Here is a 22602-nt window from a genome sequence, read left to right as displayed (position 1 = left end):
ATAATCACTCGGCTAAATACGCTATACGGTCATGATGTTACAATGGCTGACGATGAAAGTAGAGAGTGTGGGGAATAATGGGGTGGTAAGTCAGAGAGAAAGTGATACGCAGAGAGCCGCTTTACCGGTAGGTGAAGTGCTCAGTGAGCTATTGTCTGCGTTGCAAACCTCATCGCAAGTCTTACTCCATGCCCCTACCGGTGCCGGTAAATCGACCTGGCTACCGCTGCAAATCTTGCAATTGGGGGGCTTGTCTGGCCGGATTATCATGCTGGAACCCCGGCGGCTGGCGGCGAAAAATGTCGCTTACCGCTTGGCCCAACAATTGGGCGAACAACCGGGGCAGACGGTAGGCTATCGGATGCGCGCCGAGAGTAAAAGCGGGCCGGAGACACGGCTGGAAGTGGTGACTGAGGGCATTCTGACCCGCATGTTACAGCAGGACGCCGAGCTGACGGGAGTGTCTTTGGTCATTCTCGATGAATTCCATGAGCGCAGTTTACAGGCCGATTTGGCGCTGGCGCTATTGTTGGATGTGCAGCAAGGGCTGCGGGATGACCTCAAACTGCTGATCATGTCAGCGACGCTAGATAACCAGCGGCTTTCCGCACTGTTGCCATCAGCGCCAGCCATTGTTTCTGCTGGGCGCAGCTTTCCAGTCGAGCGCAGCTATCAACCTTTGTCGAGCCATGAGCGGCTGGAGGATGGGGTTGCCAATCGCGTTAAGCGCTTATTGAATGAGCAAACGGGCTCTTTACTGCTATTTTTACCCGGCGTAGGAGAGATTCATCGAGTGATGGAGCGGCTGCAAGGCGAGGTTGCCAATGATACTGACCTCTGCCCGCTGTATGGCGCTTTACCGCTCAGTGAACAGCAGAAAGCTATTCAACCGGCGTCTGTTGGGCGACGAAAAGTGGTGCTGGCGACCAATATTGCTGAAACCAGTCTGACCATTGAGGGGATCCGGCTGGTGGTCGACAGCGGGTTGGAACGAGTCGCACGCTTTGATGTCAAAAACGGCTTGACCCGGCTGGTGACTCAGCGCATCAGTCAAGCTTCCATGGTGCAACGTGCCGGGCGTGCCGGTCGACTGGAGCCGGGGATCTGCTGGCATCTGTTTGCCAAAGAGCAGGCCGAGCGGGCCGCGGAATACAGTGAACCAGAAATTCTTAACAGTGATTTATGCAGCTTGTGGCTGGAATTACTGAACTGGGGATGCCAGGATGCGGCGCAACTCAGTTGGCTTGATAGGCCGCCGCAAGCTGCACTGGCGGTGGCGCATGATTTATTGAAAAGTTTAGGGGCTATCGATGCAGCGGGGCACCTCACCCGCATGGGGCGCAGCATGGCCAGTTTGGGTTGCGAACCGCGTCTGGCCGCTATGCTGTGTTTTGCCGCCGAGCAAAGCCCGGATGCGTTAGCCACGGCGGCATTATTAGCGGCGATTCTGGAAGAGCCGCCGCGATCCGGTCAAATTGATTTACACGATTGGCTCAGCCGCCCACAACCGCACTGGCAGCGGCGTGCGAGGCAATTAACACAAAGAATTAATGCCCGTGTGGGCGCGGTTGACAGTGATATCGCCGGTCAATTGCTGGCCTTGGCTTATTCTGATCGCATCGCGCAGCAACGTGGGCAGGATGGGCGCTATCTGTTGGCTAACGGTATGGGGGCCGCTATGGCGCAAGACGAGGCGTTGTCACGAGCGCCTTGGTTGGTGGTCGCCAGCTTATTACAAAGCAGTAGCGGGCCGGACGCGCGTATTTTACTGGCATTACCGATTGAGATTGAAGCGCTAGCGAAACAACTCCCCCGTTTGGTCGAAGAGCGGACAGAGGTCGAGTGGGATGATGACAAGGGCACTTTGCGCGCCTGGCGGCGCTGGAAGATTGGGCGGCTGACTTTACGGGCGCAGCCTTTAGCGAAACCGAGTGCTGAAGCATTGCAATTCGCGCTGCTAAACTGGGTGCGCGAGCAAGGTTTACAAGTGCTCAATTGGGATGAGAATGCTGAACAGCTGCGCACCCGCTTACACTGTGCTAGCCGTTGGCTTCCCGAAGAACAATGGCCTGCGGTAGATGACGAGCATTTGCTGGGTAAACTTGAGTTGTGGTTGCAGCCGTCACTGTCTGGCGTGCGGGATTTACGTGGGCTGCGCCAAGTGAATATAGCGGAAGCACTGACTCGCCTGTTGAGCTGGCAGTTACGTCAACGGCTGGATACTGAGCTGCCAACTCACTACACTGTGCCGACCGGTAGCCGCCTATCCATTCGTTATTATGCCGATCGACCACCGGTATTAGCGGTGCGTTTGCAGGAGGTTTTTGGCGAGCAGCAAAGCCCGATGCTCGCCAGTGGGCGGGTGGCGGTGGTGCTTGAGTTACTTTCACCGGCACACCGGCCGCTACAGATTACCGGTGATTTGGCCGCTTTCTGGCAGGGAGCGTATCGCGAGGTACAAAAAGAGATGAAAGGGCGCTATCCCAAACATGTTTGGCCAGATGACCCTGCCAATACCCGGCCAACTCGCCGGACTAAAAAGTACCAAGATAAGTAAGATCACATGGCTAACAGCCAATAATTTCAGATGTTTCCCCTTTCTATCCGCTGAATTGGGGAACACATTAAGCCGCAATGCGCGTGGAGAGAAAGACATGTCTGGGGATGACCGCGAGCCAATAGGGCGCAAGGGCAAAAAAGCCCAACCCAAAGCTACACCAAAACGGCCATTGCGCCGGCGGCGTGATGAAGATGAATATGAAGAAGACTATTTAGATGACGAAGACCACGACGATGATGATTATGATGATGACGAGGAAGAACCGATGCCAAGAAAGGTAGCATCACGTCCCCCGCGCAAAAAACGCCGTTGGCTTGGGTTATTCATCAAACTGTTCCTGGTGGGCGCAGTGGTGTTGGCAATTTATGGGGTCTATCTCGATTCGCAAATCCGCAGCCGGATTGATGGCAAGGTTTGGCAACTGCCCGCCGCCGTCTATGGCCGCATGGTGAGCCTTGAGCCGGGAATGTCCTACAGCAAGAAAGAAATGATCGATTTGCTGGAAGGAATGCAATACCGCCAGGTCACTCGGATGACTCGCCCTGGCGAGTTTACCGTGCAGGGCGACAGCATTGATATTTTGCGCCGCCCGTTTGATTTCCCTGATGCGAAAGAAGGTCAAATCCGCGCGCGTTTGGTGTTTAAAAATGACAGTTTGGCGCAAATCCAAAACCTGGATAATCAGCGTGACTTCGGTTTCCTGCGTCTTGATCCCAAGCTGATCACCATGTTGCAATCTCCTAATGGTGAGCAGCGCTTGTTTGTGCCGCGTGCTGGCTTCCCTGATTTGCTGGTCGATACCTTGCTGGCAACAGAAGATCGCCATTTCTATGAGCATGATGGTATCAGCCCGTATTCTATTGGCCGCGCGATGCTGGCTAACCTCACTGCCGGTAAGGCGGTGCAGGGCGGCAGTACCTTGACGCAGCAATTGGTTAAAAACCTGTTCCTGACTAACGAGCGTTCACTGTGGCGTAAAGCCAACGAGGCCTATATGGCTCTGCTGGTGGACTACCGTTACAGCAAAGACCGGATCCTGGAACTGTATTTGAACGAAGTATATCTCGGCCAAAGTGGCAGTGATCAGATTCGCGGTTTCCCTTTGGCGAGCCTGTATTACTTTGGCCGTCCGGTGAATGAGCTGAGCCTCGATCAGCAAGCTATGCTGGTGGGAATGGTAAAAGGGGCGTCGCTGTATAACCCGTGGCGTAACCCGACTCTGGCACTTGAGCGCCGTAATCTGGTGCTGCGCTTGTTGCAGAATCAGGGGGTAATTGATGCCGAGCTGTACACTATGCTCAGCGCCCGGCCATTGGGTGTGCAGCCGAAAGGCGGGGTAATCACCCCACAGCCGGCATTTATGCAGATGGTGCGCCAAGAGTTACAGCAGAAGCTGGGCGACAAAATTAACGATTTGTCCGGCGTGAAAATCTTCACCACCCTCGATCCGGTTTCACAGGATGCGGCAGAAAAAGCCATCGAAGATGGGATTCCAGCGCTAAAAGCGGCGCGCCATCTGGATGATTTGGAAGCGGCGATGGTGATTGTCGACCGTTTCAGTGGAGAAGTTCGTGCTATGGTCGGGGGCGCGCAGCCGCAATTTGCTGGCTTTAACCGCGCGATGCAGGCTCGCCGTTTAGTGGGGTCACTCGCCAAACCACCGACCTATCTGACTGCCCTGAGTGAGCCGGATAAATACCGCCTGAATACCTGGCTGGCGGACCAACCGCTGTCGATTAAATTACCCAACGGCTCATCATGGCAGCCGAAAAACTATGATCGTCAGTTCCGTGGTCAGGTGATGCTAATTGATGGTTTGGCAAACTCGCTGAACGTGCCGACGGTAAATCTGGGGATGTCTGTCGGGCTGGATCAAATAAGTGCCATGCTGCAACGTTTGGGCATTCCGAAAAATGTGATTAACCCGGTTCCGGCGATGTTACTGGGGGCGATTGACTTGACTCCGGTGGAAGTGGCGCAGGAATATCAGACTATCGCCAGTGGTGGGAATCGCGCGCCATTGTCCGCCGTGCGCTCGGTAATTGCTGAAGATGGCACTGTACTGTATCAGAGCTTCCCGCAGGCGGAGCGCATGGTACCGGCACAGGCAGCTTATTTGACCCTTTACGCCATGCAGCAAGGGGTCGCCCGCGGGACATCTCGTTCATTATCAGTGAAATTCTCAAAATACAATCTGGCCGCCAAAACCGGTACCACCAATGACTTGCGTGATAGCTGGTTTGCCGGTATTGATGGCAAAGAAGTGGCGATTGCTTGGGTGGGGCGCGACAATAATGGCCCAGCCAAGTTGACCGGTGCTAACGGTGCGCTGACCTTGTATCGCCGCTATCTTGAGAATCAAACCCCATTGCCGCTGGTATTGCAGCCACCGGAAGGGATTAGCCAGATGAATATTGATTCGGCTGGTAATTTTGTCTGTGGTGATGGCGGCGGTATGCGCTCAATCCCTGTTTGGACAGAAAATCCACAAGGATTGTGCCAAGCCGCTCAACCTGCGGAACAAGCTAAACCTGATGGCGATGGTGTTGCGGGTTGGATCAAAGACATGTTCGGCCAGTAATGTTCAAAGGGCGTCGCTAAAATAATTGGCACGGTGATTGTCACCGTGCCAATTGTTCATTTCTCTTCACTTCCGCTATTTGCACTCATCTTCTGTACTTCATCCAGCTAAATCGACAGGCTTTGCGCTTGCAGTTCGCCGTGAGTTACGCATAAACTAGCTGCTTTGATAATTATTATCGTTTCGATTCACTTTCTCGTTATTTGTCGATAACGTTCGGGTCACAGTAACGGTTAAAACCGCTAACATTCAATCGCAGGGCACTATCTTGGACCAACAGGCAAGCCAATCCAGCGTGTTTTCACTCCGTGAGTTGAGTTTTTCGGTTCCTGGCCGAATTTTATTGCAACCCTTGTCACTGACCTTTCCACAGGGGAAAGTCTGTGGACTTATCGGCCATAATGGTTCCGGTAAATCGACACTTTTAAAAATGCTGGGCCGCCACCAACCGCCTGCCAGTGGCGAGGTGTTGCTCAATGGTGTGCCATTACCCCAGTGGGACAACAAAGCGTTTGCCCGTGAAGTGGCTTATTTGCCACAGCAATTACCGGCAGCGGAAGGAATGGCTGTGCGTGAGCTGGTGGCGATGGGTCGTTACCCATGGCATGGTGCGCTAGGGCGTTTTCGTCAAGAAGACCGCGAGCAGGTGGAAGAGGCTATTGCGCAGGTGGATTTAAAACCACTGGCGAACCGGTTGGTCGACAGTTTATCCGGCGGCGAGCGCCAACGTGCCTGGTTGGCGATGATGGTGGCACAAAATAGCCGCTGCCTGTTACTCGACGAACCGACCTCAGCGCTGGATATTGCTCATCAGGTTGAAGTCTTGGGGCTGATTCAGCGTCTTAGCCGTGAGCGCGGTTTGACCGTCATTGCGGTATTGCACGATATTAATATGGCAGCCCGCTATTGTGATCATTTAGTGGCATTACGCGGGGGCGAGATGATAGCGCAAGGCCCGGCGGACAGCCTGATGCAGGGCGCGGTATTGGAGCAAATTTACGGTATTCCTATGGGAATATTGCCGCATCCAGCCGGTGGTGCGCCGGTAAGTTTCGTGTATTGATGAAAATGCATTTCCCCATAGCTGCGGTGCGGCCGAACCTGACTCGGCGTAGATTGCTCACCGCGTTAGCCTTATCGCCATTATTATATTCATTGCCCGGATGGGCGGTGAATCCCCCTAAAATTGCTGTTCGCGGGGGCGTTGCTGTGGATAGGATCGTTGCTCTGGAATGGTTGCCCGCTGAATTATTGCTGGCGCTGGGGGTCACGCCGTACGGTGTGGCTGATACTCATAATTACCGGTTATGGGTCGAAGAACCGGCATTACCTGCCAGTGTTATTGATGTCGGCCAGCGCACAGAACCTAATTTGGAATTGCTGCAACAAATGGCGCCGTCATTGATTCTGATGTCCGAGGGTTTTGGCCCCTCACCAGAGAAACTCGCGCCTATCGCCCCATCGATGAGTTTTGCTTTTAGCCAACAGGGGAGTTCACCGCTCGCCGTCGGTAAAAGTTCATTGCGTGCATTAGGCCAGCGGCTGGGGTTAGAAGCCGCTGCTGAACAGCATATCGCCGATTTTAACCATTTTATGCAAGTTGCTCGCCAGCGGATATTTAATGCCCAAAATACATCATTATTGATGTTTTCTCTGTTGGATGCTCGCCACGCGTTGGTCATCGGCCAAGGTAGTCTGTTCCAGGATGTATTAAACGAATTGAATATTAAAAATGCCTGGCAGGGTGAAACTAATTTTTGGGGCAGTGCGGTGGTGGGTATCGAACGTTTAGCAACGGTAAAACCGGGGCGGGCTATGTGCTTCGTCCAGGGTAATAGTGAAATACTACAACAGGTTACCCGTACACCACTATGGCAATCCATGTCATTCGTGCGTCAAAATCAATTACAGATACTGCCCGCAGTATGGTTCTATGGCGCAACATTGTCCGCCATGCGATTCGTGCGCTTATTAGAATCGGCGTGGGATAAATCCTGATGATGACAAATACCCCGCGTAAAAGTTGGCTTCTGCCTATCAGCCTACTTGGCTTATTGCTGATTTTGGCGGTGGTGCTGACACTGCACAATTTTAGCCAGACATTACCGGCTCCGCTCTGGGGCACTGCGTTATGGCAACCCGACGGCGATGACGTGCGCCAAATGTTATTCCATTACAGCCAACTTCCCCGCTTGGCAGTGGCACTGCTAACCGGTGCCGGATTAGGGTTGGTGGGGGTTTTGTTCCAGCAAGTATTGCGAAATCCATTGGCTGAACCCGCCACCTTGGGTGTCGCCGCAGGGGCGCAGCTTGGTCTAACCATTGCGACGTTGTGGATGCTGCCCGGCGGTGAACTGACCCGCCAACTGGCAGCAATGGCCGGTGGTATTACTATTGGCGTGCTGGTATTTGGCGTGGCTTGGGGCAAGCGAATGTCGCCGGTGACACTGATACTGGCGGGGTTGGTTCTCGGCCTTTACTGTAGTGCAGTCAGCAATCTGCTGGCGTTATTTAATTATGACCAACTGCAAGGGTTGTTCCTGTGGAGTAGCGGCGCTCTGAATCAACAAGATTGGAGCACGGTACAGTTTTTGCTACCTCGTTTGCTGATAACCGGCGTATTGGCGGCTTTATTGATTCGCCCATTAACCTTGCTCGGGCTGGATGATGGTGTCGCCCGTAATTTAGGGTTAGGGCTATCATTGGCTCGGCTTAGTGCGCTGGGGATAGCAATCTTGTTTAGTGCAATGTTGGTTAATGCGGTCGGTGTCATTGGTTTTATTGGTCTTTTTTCTCCGCTGTTGGCAAAGGTTTTGGGCGCTCGTCGGTTATCGCAGCGCCTAATATTGGCACCGGTATTAGGCGCATTGTTGTTGTGGGTAACGGACCAAGGGCTCATCTGGTTGGCACAAGTCTGGCAAGAAATTCCGACCGGTGCCGCCACCGCGCTGATTGGCGCACCGCTACTATTATGGTTGTTGCCCCGCTTACACAGCGCAACGGCACCGAGTATAGATTTTGGCGATCATGTTCCCGCTGAGCGGCAACATTTGGGTCTCTGGGTCAGTGCTGGCTTACTGATACTGCTTGCCGGTTTGATGGTAGCGCTGATGTTTGGTCGTGATAGCCATGGCTGGAATTGGATTCGCGGTGATGATATCCAGGCATTATTACATTGGCGCTGGCCGCGAGTATTCGCTGCATTGGCGGCGGGTATGATGTTGGCGGTTGCGGGCACATTAATTCAAAAGCTGACGGGCAATCCGATGGCCAGCCCCGAGGTATTGGGGATCAGCTCCGGTGCATCTTTCGGTGTCGTGATTATGATGTTTATTGTGCCAGGCAATGCACTGGCCTGGTTGTTACCCGCGGGGAGTTTGGGCGCGGCCGCGACATTATTGCTGATTCTGGTGGTTGCAGGGCGAGGAGGGTTCTCTCCCGGTAGAATGTTATTGGCGGGAATTGCATTGAGCACTGCCTTTACCACGGTCATTACTATGTTACTAGCAAGCGGCGATCCCCGTATGCGCGGTTTGCTGACATGGATTTCTGGCTCCACCTATGCCGTTGATGCTCCACAAGCATTGAGCACCGGTGCCATCGCCCTGATTTTGATGGCATTAGCACCACTGTGCCGCCGTTGGTTAATGATTTTACCATTGGGAAGTGTGACAGCCAGAGCATTAGGTGTGGCGCTAGCGCCTAGTCGGCTAGCCATCTTGTTACTGGCAGCCACCATGACAGCGGCTGCTACATTGACGGTCGGGCCATTAAGTTTTGTTGGTCTGATGGCACCTCATATGGCTCGTATGCTGGGCTTCCGCCGAGCTATTCCGCAGTTATTTATCGCGGCTATTTTAGGTGGCTTATTGATGGTATTTGCTGATTGGTGCGGCCGGATGCTGCTATTCCCAAATCAGATCCCTGCCGGATTGTTAGCGACGTTTATTGGCGCGCCATATTTTGTTTATTTATTGCGTAAGCAAGGGCGATAATTAGATTTTATCGTTTATCTCATTGAGCTCCATGATAGATTTGTTCTTCATGGGCTGATGAGATGGCGATATTAGATATTTTCATTACCTTTTGATTATAATAATCATCTAAAAGTACTTTCTAAAAAATAAATAAAATAATTAAATATAAAAAGATAATTATATTTTGACTTTTATTTATATAAAAACATTCTATATGAATTTATATGGTAATGTAAAAATAGCAAAGGAGGTCAAAGTTGGTTGCCATCAAGGTAACTATTTGTTTAATAACTATTTAATTATCTATATTTGTATTGGACTTAATTTTATCATGTACTCTATGGTACTGATTTTCCTTATCTGTTAGTTAGTAATAATTATATTAGAGGGAAATAATATGACTAAACTAGACTATGAAAAAAACAAATCTGATGTATATCAATTTGATAATAAAGGTGTTTCTAAAGTTGTGCTCATTTATAGTCTATTGGTTATAGGCTTTGGTTTGTTACTCAACTCTGACTTATTGACAGGTTCTCTGCTGATATTATCAGATACTGTTCAACCAATAATAAATAGCATAGTAAATTATTGCCCACATGAAGTTAAAATACCGGAAATACCTCTGGGACCAGGTTGGAATAATAGTGACAGTAACATTCCACAACAGCTAGAGATATCCGAATTATTTTATAATATTAAGTCGCTTACATGAGATTGAGTATGAGTTTTTAACCATCTCCCAGTGTAGGAGATGGTTAATGGACTAAGATTAAAGCTTGGCGAAGCACCGACGAGCGGCATCCACCGTTTTCTGAATATCTTCTTTGCTGTGCGCCACAGACATAAAACCGGCTTCAAAAGCAGATGGAGCCAAATAAACACCTTCTTCCAACATCAAATGGAAGAAGCGTTTGAAGCGCTCAACATCGCAATTCATCACATCCTGATAGCAAGTGACGGTTTCAGCGCCAGTAAAGAAAATACCGAACATACCGCCGACATGGTTAACGACCAACGGGATATTCTCTGCTTTAGCGGCATGCAGTAGGCCGCTTGCCAGCGAATCGGTTAATTCGGTCAGGGTTTCATGGACCCCCACCTGTGCAACTTCGGTCAGACAAGCAAAACCGGCAGCCATGGCGATGGGGTTACCGGACAGCGTACCCGCCTGATAAACCGGGCCAGTGGGTGCCAGTGCATCCATCACATCACGACGACCGCCGAAAGCACCCACCGGCATACCGCCACCGATGATTTTACCCAGGCAAGTTAAGTCAGGTATGACATTGTAGTAATCTTGCGCGCCAGCTAATGCCACCCGGAAACCGGTCATAACCTCATCAATAATCAGCAGTGCTCCAAATTTGTCACACAGTGCTCGCAGGCCGGGCAGGAACTCGGGTAATGGCGGGACGCAGTTCATGTTACCGGCGACTGGCTCGACAATAATACAGGCGATATCTTGTGGGTATTGTTCGAAGGCCTCTCGTACTGAATCCAGATCGTTATAAGTACAGGTCAAAGTGTGTTTAGCAAAATCAGCTGGTACACCCGGAGAGTTTGGTTGCCCAAGAGTCAGAGCACCGGAACCGGCTTTGACCAGCAAGCAGTCGGCGTGACCATGGTAGCAGCCTTCAAACTTGATAATTTTATCGCGGCCAGTGAAGCCACGAGCCAGACGAATAGCACTCATGGTTGCTTCAGTACCGGAGTTGACCATTCGCACCATATCCATTGTTGGGACTAAATTGGTGACCAATTCAGCCATTTTGACTTCCATTTCAGTGGGGGCGCCAAAGCTCAGACCGCGCTCGACGGCTTCAATGACAGCCTGACGAATTGCCGGGTGATTATGCCCCAAAACCATTGGCCCCCAGGAGCCAACATAATCAATATAAGCTTTGCCATCGACATCAAACAAATATGCGCCATCAGCACGTTCAATAAACAATGGGCTGCCACCGACGCCGGTGAATGCCCGCACCGGAGAGTTAACCCCGCCTGGGATCAACTCTTTTGCTTGGGCATACAGACTTTCGGATTTACTCATAAACAGCTCCTGAATTAGGTGACATTAACATTGGCAACATCAGCTTTGGCAATCAACAATGCTGCTTATTCTAAAGGACTGGCTGCGGTTATCAAATGATTGGGCATATTTAACAGCCAGCTTGCGCGACATGCCGCAAAACTTAAGAAAAAATCTTTTCTGAGCAAGATCATTTCATGGGCGTTTAATCAGGCACATTATTAATGTGTAAGCTAGACTCATATTGTTCATTTGTATTACTTATTATTTAACTGACAAGCATACAAACTATGACTGATTCAACGCAAAATATACCCAATGAAGGCATTTCTGAAGTCAAACGTGGCCGCTTTATCCATGCATTGGTTAATCGCGACACAACACCCTTAGTTATTCTTATCATGGCCGCTATCGTAGGGGCGGTCACTGGTTTATTGGGGGTCGCATTTGATCGCGGTGTCGATTGGATCCAGCAAGAAAGGTTGGCGACCCTCGCTAAGGTTGCTGATAATGCAATTTTAGTCTGGCCGCTGGCTTTTATTATGTCGGCGCTATTGGCTATGTTGGGGTATTTTCTGGTACGCCGTTTTGCGCCCGAGGCGGGGGGCTCTGGGATACCCGAAATAGAAGGGGCAATGGAGGAGATGCGCCCAGTTCGCTGGTGGCGGGTCATTCCGGTTAAGTTCATTGGTGGGCTTGGTACTCTCGGGGCTGGTATGGTGTTAGGCCGAGAGGGGCCAATGGTGCAAATGGGGGGTAATAGTGGGCGGATGATTGTCGACATCTTCCGTTTGCGCAGCTCAGAAGCACGCCATTCATTATTAGCGACCGGTGCAGCAGCGGGGCTCTCAGCCGCTTTTAATGCTCCATTGGCCGGGATTTTATTTGTTATTGAAGAGATGCGTTCGCAGTTCCGCTATAGCTTGGTCTCCATCAAAGCGGTATTTGTGGGAGTCATTACTTCAACCATTGTTTACCGCTATTTTAATGGTGAGCGTGCGATTATTGATGTAGGAAAACTCAGTGATGTTCCGCTGAATACCTTGTGGCTCTATCTGTTGCTGGGCATTATTTTCGGTGCTGTGGGAGTGATGTTTAATGCGTTGATATTTCGTACACAAGATCTATTTGTGCGTTTCCACGGCGGCGACTGGCGCAAATTGGTATTAATCGGTGGTTTGTTGGGGGGAATGTGTGGCTTACTGGCATTGATTCATGGCGAAGCGGTAGGCGGTGGTTTTGCCTTAATCCCCATCGCAGTCGCCGGTAATTTCAGTATTGGTATGTTGCTCTTTATCTTTATTGCGAGAGTCATTACCACTTTACTGTGTTTTGGCTCTGGTGCTCCTGGTGGGATATTTGCTCCAATGTTGGCTCTGGGAACCATTTTGGGAACCGCGTTTGGCCTATCCTGCGCGCATTTTTTTCCGCAATACAGTATTGATGCCGGCACTTTTGCTATTGCCGGAATGGGGGCGTTATTTGCCGCGTCGGTACGTGCCCCGTTAACCGGAATCGTGTTGGTGTTGGAAATGACCGATAATTATCAACTTATTTTGCCGATGATTGTGACTTGCTTGGGGGCGACCTTAATAGCGCAGTTTATGGGGGGTAAACCCTTGTATTCAGCTATTTTGGCCCGCACATTACAAAGACAAGAGCAGGCAGCAAAGGCAAAGGCAGCAAAGGCAAAGGCAGCGGAACAACAGGCCGCAGTTGAAAGTAGCACCCAAACAGGTAGATAATATATAACATTAGGCCACAATACTTGAATGAATTACTCGGGTATTGGATAATCAATAGACAGATCAGGCTGCCATTGTAGTAACCTGCACCTCGAACACCGGTTGGGAGTGATGAGTATGAGTGATGAAACAGTACTGCCCCTGCAGTTTACCGAGGCAGCGGCAAAAAAAGTGAAACTGTTGATTTCTGATGAGGAAAATCCAAATCTGAAACTACGGGTTTACATTACCGGTGGCGGATGCAGTGGGTTCCAGTATGGCTTTACTTTTGATGATCAGATCAACGACGGCGATATGACCATTGAGAAGCAAGGTGTTGAGCTGGTCGTGGACCCAATGAGCTTGCAATATCTGGTTGGTGGCGCAGTGGATTACACCGAAGGGCTGGAAGGTTCTCGCTTTATCGTGACTAATCCGAACGCGAAGAGTACTTGTGGGTGCGGTTCTTCTTTCAGCATCTAACCTACCCTTTATCCTTGGTGCTACAGCTATGTTAGCGGCATTCATGCACCCGAATCACTTACTTGAGTAAGCGCATTGGGATTTACTGGTTTGCTGCCTTGCTGTGGCACCAATGTTTTTGGGTATAAAATCACCGAAGGTTTTGATAAAAAAAACCGCAACCTCCATAGTCGCGGTTTTTTTATATCTGAATATTACCATTCAACAGTAATCAATCGCACCATTTGGTCGGCACTGTTTTTGCTGACATATGGTCCATTTGATGCAATCAAGGAATGGCTGATTCTCGGTTCTGTAACCAATCCATTTCCTCTATCACACTGTATTCTTGGATAATTCATTTTTGGATCATTCACTACGTGTTCATTTTTATTCGGTAAGTGCACCTGACAAGATGGCACGATAGTCAGATGTAAATCTATTGTGCCGCTTAGCCCCTGGGCTAGCGACGGACTGGTAAGAATGACCAGCCAAAACATCAATAAAGAATATTTCATGATTTATAACTGCATTTTTAGCCGCTACTATTTTGTTCAGGCAGCTATGACTCTAGGTATCGGACAATTATTTAAAAACTTGAAGATTTAATTCGTACTCATCCCCACATCTCATCCTAATGAATAAGGCTTGTAAACTCAGTGAGAGCTTACAATTAAGATATATTGTACAAAATACAGGCTGTTATTGGCAATCAGAATGATGGATGGTCATTAGTGCTCTATTTCAAATGTTGGCAGTTTTAAGCGCCAGCGAATAGCGGCAAGCCTGATACCTAAGGTTATCACCATGCCTAGCATCATTGCTTGCTGTAGCGGCATACCAAAAGTATAAAACGCAGTAGCATGCACAATACCGCCAATAATACAGGCCGTAGCATATATTTCAGTACGCAGGATCATCGGGATCTCGCGAGCGAGTACATCACGGATAATCCCACCCCCGACGCCAGTTATAACCCCCATACAAATAGCCACTAGCGGGCTGGCACCAGCAGCAAAGGCTTTATTGACCCCGATACCCACGAATACCGCCAGACCAATGGCATCCAGTACAGGTAGAATCCATTTAGGTGTTCGCCGTGGTTGCCTTACCAGCAAGATAGTTGCCAGACAAGTCACCATAGCGACCACTAAGTCGGTAGGATCTTTCACCCAAAATACAGGGCCATTGGCTAAGGCCATATCACGAATTGTGCCACCACCAACGGCAGTCACTACCCCCAAAACCAACACGCCAAAGGGATCCATACGCAACTTCCCCGCCAGTAATACACCAGAGATAGCAAATACCGCAGTACCTAAAATATCCAGCCAATAAACCAGCATTAATGTGACTCCGCCACAGGGGATGGAAGACTGGCCATTTGCTGGCACAGTTGTTTAGCGGCCAGCAGAATACGTGGGCCAGCACGATTAAACCAGTCTTCATTAAGAGTTATCACAGGAACTGCAAGTTGGGGCTGCCAAAAGGCGTGGATATTATCTGCCTGGGACTTATCACCGCTCACCACGATAACCTGTGGTTGGCGGGTCATTACTTGTTCACGACTGACTTGCGGCCAGGGAACTCGGCTACCAGCAAAAATATTTTCCCCACCGCAGAGAGAAACAACTTCACTCTGTAACGTATGTCCGGAACTGGTAAACAGCGGTTGAGTACCGAATTGTAGGAAAGTGCGTAACGGCTGGTTACGCGCATTCTGGCGACGTAACTCGGTGACCTCATGACGCAACTGAATCGCCGCCTGATGTGCTTGCTCTGGGTGTGGGCTATATTGGGCTAATTTATCCAGATCATCTGCGATTTGATCAATATTAATCGGATCAGAGTAGAAAATCGGGATACCAAAAGAAGCTAATTGATCCAGCGGACGTTGGGGATTCCCTCCGCGCCAGGCGAGAATCAAATCTGGCTTTAATGCCAGAATACGTTCGATATTCACCCCTTGCCATGAGGCTACATGTTCCAGTTTTTTAGCGGCTTCAGGATAGTCAGAGTAAGCACTTACTGCAATCAGCTTATCCCCTAGTCCAGCAGCATAGGCCAATTCTGTGGTACTGGGTGATAAACTGATAACCCGCTCAGCCGCCAGTGAGGATGAGGTAAATAGGCTGAGCAACAATAACATCGCTGCTTGAGGCAGGATTATTGTTGCTCGTGCCAAGAGGGCAATATTAAGCTGCACCATTAATCGCGGTGAGCCAGTGTAGTTAACATTGCTTCAATCATTAATGTCGACTGTTGAGCGGCGACCACCAAAAACTCTTCAAAGCTCAGGTGAGATTCCTGATCGGCGACATCAGAAATAGCGCGAACGACAACAAAGGGTGTATTGAACAGGTGGCAAACATGGCCGATAGCCGCAGCTTCCATTTCAACAGCAGCAACTGTCGGGAAAGTCGCGCGAATGCGAGCCAAAGGAGCGGCGCCATTAATAAAAGCATCACCGCTGCAAATCAGGCCACGAACTGCATTTAAATTCAATTCATTGATGCAACTTTCAGCCAGTTCAATCAGCTCAGAAGACGCGCTGAAAGCAGCCGGACAACCAGCCATCTGCCCTGGTTCATAGCCAAAAGCAGTCACATCTGCGTCGTGATAGCGGACTTCAGTAGAAACTACAATATCACCGACTTTTAGGCTAGAAGCCAGACCACCCGCCGAACCGGTATTGATAACAATGTCTGGCTGGTAATGCTCTAATAATAGCGTGGTGCCCATTGCCGCAGACACTTTACCGATACCGGATTTGAGTAGGGCGACATCTACGCCATTGAGTTGGCCGGTGTAAATCTCACAACCTGCACGAGCCAAAGTTTGGCGATTTTCAATTTTGTCACGCAGCAACGTAACTTCTTGCTCCATTGCACCAATAATTCCTACTTTCATATGGATACCTGCCGATTTTAAAGAGTAGATTAGTCTGTAATTATCAATACACAGTTTATCAGGTAAGTGAGATAGTCGGGTAGCTCACCCAAGATAATGCGTAATGTGCCGCAGTTCATACGCAATCAGCCAAAGTTCACACGTAATCAATTGCATCTTCTACTGAGAGTGGGTATCACTGTATTTAGATGAATGATCAGGGGGTAATATGTCCGGGATCGACTTTAAACAGAAAATTAGTGTTCAGCGGCCATTTGGTAAACCAAGTTCGGCTGAAGATGAATATGAGATTACCCGGGTATTTGAAAGTGATCGCGGCCGGATTGTAAACTCTGCGGCTATTCGGCGTTTACAACAAAAAACACAAGTCTTCCCCTTGGAGCGCAATGCTGCTGTTCGCAGCCGTTTGACCCATTCACTGGAAGTTCAGCAGGTTGGCCGTTATATCGCCAAAGAGATCCTCAATCGCTTTAAGCAAGATAAAAAAATCAGTGTCTATGGGCTGGATAAGCTGCTTGATCCTTTTGAAAGTATTGTAGAAATGGCGTGCCTAATGCATGACATTGGTAACCCGCCTTTTGGGCATTTTGGCGAGTCAGCAATTAATAATTGGTTTACTAAACAAATGGATCCTAATGGCGGTGGCGCTGAGCCGCGCAGCAACGATCAATGCCAGGTTAAGGTATTAAAGTTGCGGGATGGGGAAACTGAACTTAATATTTTGCGTAGTAAAATTCGCCATGACTTGAGCCAATTTGAGGGTAATGCGCAAGCAATTCGCTTGGTTTATAGCTTATTAAAGCTGAACCTCACCTATGCGCAGGTTGGCTGTATTCTTAAATATACCAAACCGGCTTATTGGTCGGGTGATATTCCGGTTTCTCATAACTATTTGATGAAGAAGCCAGGATTTTATCTCGCGGAAGAAGATTATGTTAAAGATTTACGTCGTGAACTCAATATGGGTGAGTTTAACCGTTTTCCGCTGACCTATATTATGGAAGCTGCCGATGATATTTCTTATTGTATTGCCGACTTGGAAGATGCGGTCGAAAAGAATATTTTCAGTGTTGAACAACTTTATGACCATATGATGCAAGAGTGGGGCGATGTTGCTCATGGTGATTTGTTTGATAAAGTGGTTGGCGGTGCATTTCGTCAATTAGGACGAGGGCAAGGTCGGCGCAGTTCGGAAGACCAATTCTTTATGTATTTACGGGTTAATACCGTAGGGAAATTAGTTCCCCATGCAGCACAGCGTTTTATTGATAATCTTCCCGCTGTATTTTCAGGCTCGTTTAATCAGGCTTTATTAGAAGATTCCAGTGCGGCGTGTAAATTACTGCAAATTTTTAAAAAAGTCGCGGTGAAGCATGTATTCAACCATCCGGAAGTAGAACAGCTTGAATTACAAGGGTATAGAGTTATTAGTGGGTTGCTTGATATATATAGCCCTCTATTAGCTATGCCCCAAGCAGCGTTTACACAATTAGTGGCAGAAGACAGTCATCGTCAGTACCCGATTGAGACCCGCTTGTTCCATAAATTGTCGACTAAACATCGCTTAGCTTATGCGGAGTCAGCAGAGCGGTTAAGTAATTTATCGCCAGAACAACATGAGATATATGAGTATTATTATCGCGCACGTCTAATTCAGGATTATATCAGTGGCATGACAGATCTTTATGCTTATGATGAATATCGACGTTTGATGGCTGCGGAATAGTATGCAGAAAAACTAAAGTGCCTGTTTAATTAACTATAGATTTGTAAAGGCGGACAATATTTTTTACTTTTGCAGTGATTGGTTCTCTGAACTTCATCCCCCATATTTAATCTTACTATGCAAGACGACTATATTCTTATTACTTGAGATTGCTGTGGTGTGAGCTGTTCGCATTCACCCGATTCACTAAATTGAGTTAGATTCTCGGGTTTGCCAGTTGTAACTGCGGCAACATCAACTATTACGGGATAAGTCTGTTATACACCATTTATTGACTCATTATTAATTGTATAGCGAGAGCCAGAATACATGAAAAAAACAACTTTAGTGTTAAGTGCATTGGCATTGAGCATCGGTTTAGCCATGGGGCCGGTTTCTTCTGCCATTGCGGCAGAGACGGCTTCTTCCAGCAGCCAGCAGCTCCCTAGCCTAGCGCCAATGCTAGAGAAGGTAATGCCTTCGGTTGTGAGTATTAATGTGGAGGGGAGTGCTCAGGTAAGCAATGCCGGTGCCGGCGGTATACCACCACAGTTCCAGCAATTCTTTGGTGATGATTCACCATTCTGCCAGGACGGTTCTCCGTTCCAGGGTTCGCCGATGTGTCAGGGTGGGCCTGGTAGTAAAGGCGGTGCGCCAAACAAACAGGATTTCCGTGCCTTAGGTTCAGGTGTAATTATTGATGCTGCTAAGGGTTATGTCGTTACCAATAATCACGTAGTGGATAATGCGACCAAAATCAGCGTTAAGCTGAGCGATGGCCGTAGCTTTGATGCAAAAGTGATCGGTAAAGATCCACGTACTGATATCGCATTGTTACAGCTGAAAGATGCTAAAAACCTGACTGCGATTAAAATTGCCGATTCTGATCAATTGCGTGTCGGGGATTATACTGTTGCTATCGGTAACCCATATGGCCTGGGTGAAACCGTAACCTCGGGTATCGTGTCCGCGCTGGGGCGCAGTGGTTTGAATGTGGAAAACTATGAAAACTTTATCCAGACTGACGCAGCCATTAACCGGGGTAACTCAGGCGGCGCTCTGATCAATCTGAATGGTGAGCTGATCGGGATTAACACGGCGATCCTGGCACCTGATGGCGGCAACATTGGTATCGGTTTTGCTATCCCAAGTAACATGGTGAAAAACCTGACCTCGCAGATGGTTGAATTTGGCCAGGTGAAACGTGGTGAGTTGGGTATCATGGGCACCGAGCTGAATTCTGAGCTGGCGAAAGCCATGAATGTTGATGCACAGAAAGGTGCCTTTATCAGCCAGGTATTGCCAAAATCTGCTGCGGCTAAAGCAGGGATCAAGGCGGGTGATGTGATTGTCAGCATGAATGGCAAAGCCATCAACAGTTTCGCTGGCTTCCGTGCTGAGATTGGTACTCTGCCCGTGGGCAGCAAAATGACCTTGGGTCTGCTGCGTGAGGGTAAACCGATCAATGTGGAAGTCACATTAGAGCAGAGCAGCCAAACTCAAGTTGATTCCGGTAATCTTTACACCGGCATTGAAGGGGCGGAGCTGAGCAACTCTGATGTGAATGGCAAGAAAGGCGTGAAAGTTGATAGTGTGAAACCTGGCACTGCTGCTGCGCGTATCGGCCTGAAAAAAGGCGATATCATCATGGGTGTAAACCAGCAACCGGTTCAGAATCTGGGTGAGCTGCGTAAAATCCTTGATACCAAACCATCGGTATTAGCGTTGAGTATTCAGCGTGGTGATACTTCACTTTATTTGCTGATGCAGTAATCGTCACTGATACAGTGACCGGTGTTTATATAGAAAAAGTATAAATACCGTAACAAAGGGCACAGCCGTTTATCGCTGTGCCCTTTTTATTTATGTCCGATGCCGCGTTGATATCAGGCTGCGCCCAAATAATTTCGGGCAGCATAGCGAACGTTATCTATCTCATCTAATAATTCAAGCCACTCAGGCTGCAAATCTTGCAACTCAGTTTGCTGGCGTAATTGTTGTTCAATCGTCATACATAATTGCCGCAACCGTGGCACACCGCTACATGCACAGCTGCCATGAAACTTATGAATCAGATTTAGAATATCATCATCTTGAGCACCAGCCAGAATCGCCTGTACGCGCTCTGCCACTTGCGGGGTGAACTCTAACAACATGGTTAAAAGGTCTTTGGCCAGCGTTTCTTTATTTGCTGCTTGTCTCACAGCCAATGGCCAGTCTATTGACCCCTGACATTCCGATGGAGGAATAGATTGAATGTCAGTTTCTACGCTAAGTTCTGATTTATAATCAAATTGATAGCGTGAAATTGCTTGTATTAGCCGAGCTTCATCAATGGGTTTTGCCAGATAATCTGCCATCCCCAATTTTAATAATTGCTCTTGCTGCCCACGGACGGCATGAGCAGTGACGGCAATGATCGGCGTGTCTTGGTGATGTGACATCTGATGAATCACTTCACTGGCACGAATGCCGTCGATTTCCGGCATTTGGATATCCATTAAAATGATGTCCAACGTATTTTCACGGGCGTAGGTTATGGCTTTTGCTCCGCTGTCACATAACACGGTTTCTTCAACCAGTTCTTCCAGTAAGGTTCCTATTAATTTCAAGTTAGCCGGGTTGTCGTCCACGGCCATAACTTTAAATGGCAATTTTGGCAATTTACCGGGTTGTTCTGTCACGGCTAATTCGCTAAGAGGTTCTTCACATAGTAATAAAGGAATCAATCGATTAGATGATAATGGTTTTATCAGACAGGCCTTGGCACCAATTTGTTTAAGTTGCTCAGCTTCCACTTGTGACTGACTTGGTAGTGCTAGAATAACGCGATCAGCAATTTTGAGTGCGGCCACTAATTTATCCTGATGAACTGCCATATTATTGCGGAATGGAATGGGAACCCCTACCAGCAGGAAATCATAATGCTGTAACGGCAATTGCACTAATGTCTGGCTATGAGTGACCTGCAAAGGCGTGATGCTGAGAATATCCAGTGTTGCTCTTGCCGCTGTGGCATTGCGTTCAATATAGGCCAGGGCTTTCCCTTCCAGATGCGACATATCGGGATGGCGATAGGCAATGGTTTCATTGAGATCCAAAGTGAGGTGGAATCTGAAAGTAGACCCTCGATCAACCTGGCTATGGAAGCTGATATCGCCGCCCATTTCTTTGACCAATCTTTCGGTAATGACCAGCCCAAGCCCGGTCCCCCCGTGTCGACGTGAAATACTGGCATCGGCTTGACGAAATGCCTGGAACAATTGGGCTTGCTGGGATTCAGAAATGCCAATGCCGGTATCGTGAATTTCTACCACCAAGGTCACTTGCTGCGGAGTTTTTGCCTGGGTGGCCACCAGAATATCGATATTGCCCTGTTCGGTGAACTTAATCGCATTACCTAGCAAGTTGGTGACTATTTGCTGTAAACGCATAGCATCACCAATCACTTGCTCCGGAACATCATTATTAACATGGAGGGTCAACTCCAAGCCTTTTTCATGGGCGGTATGTGCCAACAGAATAATGACTTCATCCAAGGCACCACGCAGTGGGAAAGGAATATGTTCAAGAACCAGTTTTTCGGCTTCTAACTTGGAGAAGTCCAGTACATCATTAATGATGCATAACAGATTGTTGGCCGATCGCTGGATGGTTTGTAGATAATCAGTTTGTGTCGGTGTCAGTGATGTTTTGAGTGTTTGGCGGGTAAAGCCAATCACTCCATTCAGAGGGGTTCGTAACTCATGAGACATATTGGCCAGAAATTCAGATTTAATCCGCGCGGCTTCTTGCGCACGTTTTTTCGCCAGCCCCAATTCAACGTTTTGGATTTCCATCTGTTCCAGTGTTTCACGCAAATCTGACGTGGCTTGATCAATATTTTGCTGCATCTCTTCGTGATAGGCCGCCAGTGACATGGCCATTGAGTTGATACCATTCTTTAGAATGTTTAGCTCCCCGAGCATTTGTCCTTCAACCCGGCTGTCTAATTGCCCGCGGCGAATGCGGTCGACGGTATTCACCATGTTACGGATGGGGCCTGTGACATCGCGCATCAGCCGATAAGCAAACAAAATCGCCACACACATACAGAACAGCAGCAGCAGCGTCGAAATAAAGATTTCTTTATATTGCTGCAAGCGAACTGATTGTAAATCTAAATCCATGGCGATATAGCCCAATGGCTGATTCGTGATATCGGAATCGGAAGCTCGATCACTGGACAGGTTGGATTCTGACACAATGGGCATCCGCAAAATCAGAGAGTCGCCGCGATAGGAAAGCATCAGTGAGGTAGGAATGGGAGTGCCTTTAGGCAATCTTAATTGTGAGGAATTGTAATTGTAGTTAGATGTGACAAAAAGATTGTTATCTGCGTCAAAAACGGAAATTGACCGAACAATACTCGAATGACGGCGATGAAGTAGATTAATTAACTGCCGAACAGTATCGCGGTTGCGAAAGGTCATTCCATATTCGCTGGCCACCGCTAGCGGTTCAATAATATTCGTGCCGGCGTTAACCAGTTGTTTTTGCAACTCATTGTAACGATTGACCATAAAAGACGTGCTGAGTAACAGCCCAAGAAGCAGCGTGGGGGCCAAGATTAAAATCATCATGCGCGCGCGAAGACTGTATTTGGTCATGG

16 protein-coding genes are annotated in these 22602 nt (G+C 48.6%); 10 read left to right on the top strand and 6 right to left on the bottom strand.

The features are described from left to right. The first annotated feature begins 34 nt into the window (after positions 1–34). The 6 genes from hrpB to DX162_RS02225 all read left to right on the top strand — a co-directional run bounded on the left by hrpB (position 35) and on the right by DX162_RS02225 (position 9833). Positions 35–2557, top strand: coding sequence for an ATP-dependent helicase HrpB (gene hrpB / locus DX162_RS02250; protein ID WP_004389067.1), 2523 nt, complete (start codon positions 35–37; stop codon positions 2555–2557). A gap of 97 nt (positions 2558–2654) precedes the next feature. Beyond that, complete coding sequence (gene mrcB, locus DX162_RS02245) at positions 2655–5141, top strand: bifunctional glycosyl transferase/transpeptidase (protein ID WP_004389068.1); 2487 nt, start codon at positions 2655–2657, stop codon at positions 5139–5141. A 268-nt stretch (positions 5142–5409) separates the two neighbouring features. After that, positions 5410–6204 carry a Fe3+-hydroxamate ABC transporter ATP-binding protein FhuC gene (gene fhuC, locus DX162_RS02240; protein WP_004389069.1) on the top strand — a complete coding sequence of 265 codons (795 nt, stop codon included), beginning with the start codon at positions 5410–5412 and terminating at the stop codon, positions 6202–6204. Beyond that, positions 6204–7139 carry a Fe(3+)-hydroxamate ABC transporter substrate-binding protein FhuD gene (fhuD, locus tag DX162_RS02235; RefSeq protein WP_032819171.1) on the top strand — a complete coding sequence of 312 codons (936 nt, stop codon included), beginning with the start codon at positions 6204–6206 and terminating at the stop codon, positions 7137–7139. The genes fhuC and fhuD overlap by 1 nt, the downstream gene beginning before the upstream one ends. Continuing rightward, positions 7139–9136 carry a Fe(3+)-hydroxamate ABC transporter permease FhuB gene (gene fhuB, locus DX162_RS02230; RefSeq protein WP_098080979.1) on the top strand — a complete coding sequence of 666 codons (1998 nt, stop codon included), beginning with the start codon at positions 7139–7141 and terminating at the stop codon, positions 9134–9136. The genes fhuD and fhuB overlap by 1 nt, the downstream gene beginning before the upstream one ends. A 379-nt stretch (positions 9137–9515) precedes the next feature. After that, the gene (locus DX162_RS02225) at positions 9516–9833 is read left to right on the top strand and encodes an E492 group microcin (RefSeq protein WP_050413784.1); all 318 of its coding nucleotides are present in this window, start codon (positions 9516–9518) and stop codon (positions 9831–9833) included. A gap of 57 nt (positions 9834–9890) precedes the next feature. Here the strand turns inward: DX162_RS02225 and hemL are convergent, their stop codons facing one another. Continuing rightward, a complete protein-coding gene (gene hemL, locus DX162_RS02220) occupies positions 9891–11171 on the bottom strand; it encodes a glutamate-1-semialdehyde 2,1-aminomutase (RefSeq protein WP_004389072.1) in 1281 nt (426 codons plus the stop codon). Between the two features lie 269 nt (positions 11172–11440). Here hemL and clcA point away from each other — a divergent pair, with 269 nt between their 5' ends. Beyond that, positions 11441–12895, top strand: a complete 1455-nt coding sequence (gene clcA / locus DX162_RS02215) for a H(+)/Cl(-) exchange transporter ClcA (RefSeq protein WP_004389073.1) — start codon at positions 11441–11443, stop codon at positions 12893–12895. 117 nt (positions 12896–13012) lie between these two features. Further along, positions 13013–13357: an iron-sulfur cluster insertion protein ErpA gene (gene erpA / locus DX162_RS02210; RefSeq protein ID WP_004706254.1), complete on the top strand. Its 345-nt coding sequence runs from the start codon at positions 13013–13015 to the stop codon at positions 13355–13357. A gap of 194 nt (positions 13358–13551) precedes the next feature. Here the strand turns inward: erpA and DX162_RS22185 are convergent, their stop codons facing one another. The 4 genes from DX162_RS22185 to mtnN form a co-directional block, all read right to left on the bottom strand. After that, positions 13552–13854 carry a hypothetical protein gene (locus DX162_RS22185; protein WP_127446273.1) on the bottom strand — a complete coding sequence of 101 codons (303 nt, stop codon included), beginning with the start codon at positions 13852–13854 and terminating at the stop codon, positions 13552–13554. A gap of 213 nt (positions 13855–14067) precedes the next feature. Beyond that, complete coding sequence (locus DX162_RS02205) at positions 14068–14682, bottom strand: TRIC cation channel family protein (protein WP_019211026.1); 615 nt, start codon at positions 14680–14682, stop codon at positions 14068–14070. Next, the gene (gene btuF / locus DX162_RS02200; protein WP_032819176.1) at positions 14682–15545 is read right to left on the bottom strand and encodes a vitamin B12 ABC transporter substrate-binding protein BtuF; all 864 of its coding nucleotides are present in this window, start codon (positions 15543–15545) and stop codon (positions 14682–14684) included. The genes DX162_RS02205 and btuF overlap by 1 nt, the downstream gene beginning before the upstream one ends. Beyond that, complete coding sequence (mtnN, locus tag DX162_RS02195; RefSeq protein ID WP_004389077.1) at positions 15545–16246, bottom strand: 5'-methylthioadenosine/S-adenosylhomocysteine nucleosidase; 702 nt, start codon at positions 16244–16246, stop codon at positions 15545–15547. The genes btuF and mtnN overlap by 1 nt, the downstream gene beginning before the upstream one ends. Before the next feature lie 208 nt (positions 16247–16454). On the opposite strand from mtnN, the gene dgt reads away from it, so the two are divergent. Then, positions 16455–17972 carry a dGTPase gene (dgt, locus tag DX162_RS02190; protein ID WP_004389078.1) on the top strand — a complete coding sequence of 506 codons (1518 nt, stop codon included), beginning with the start codon at positions 16455–16457 and terminating at the stop codon, positions 17970–17972. 309 nt (positions 17973–18281) lie between these two features. Beyond that, positions 18282–19724, top strand: a complete 1443-nt coding sequence (gene degP / locus DX162_RS02185) for a serine endoprotease DegP (protein ID WP_032819177.1) — start codon at positions 18282–18284, stop codon at positions 19722–19724. Between the two features lie 113 nt (positions 19725–19837). Here the strand turns inward: degP and barA are convergent, their stop codons facing one another. Next, complete coding sequence (gene barA / locus DX162_RS02180; protein ID WP_032819178.1) at positions 19838–22600, bottom strand: two-component sensor histidine kinase BarA; 2763 nt, start codon at positions 22598–22600, stop codon at positions 19838–19840. Between the last annotated feature and the right edge of the window lie 2 nt (positions 22601–22602).

The sequence above is a fragment of the Yersinia kristensenii genome, from assembly GCF_900460525.1.
In the GTDB taxonomy this organism is placed as follows: domain Bacteria; phylum Pseudomonadota; class Gammaproteobacteria; order Enterobacterales; family Enterobacteriaceae; genus Yersinia; species Yersinia kristensenii.
Note: the sequence above shows the minus strand (reverse complement) of the source record. Positions and strands in the feature narration are given on the sequence as shown.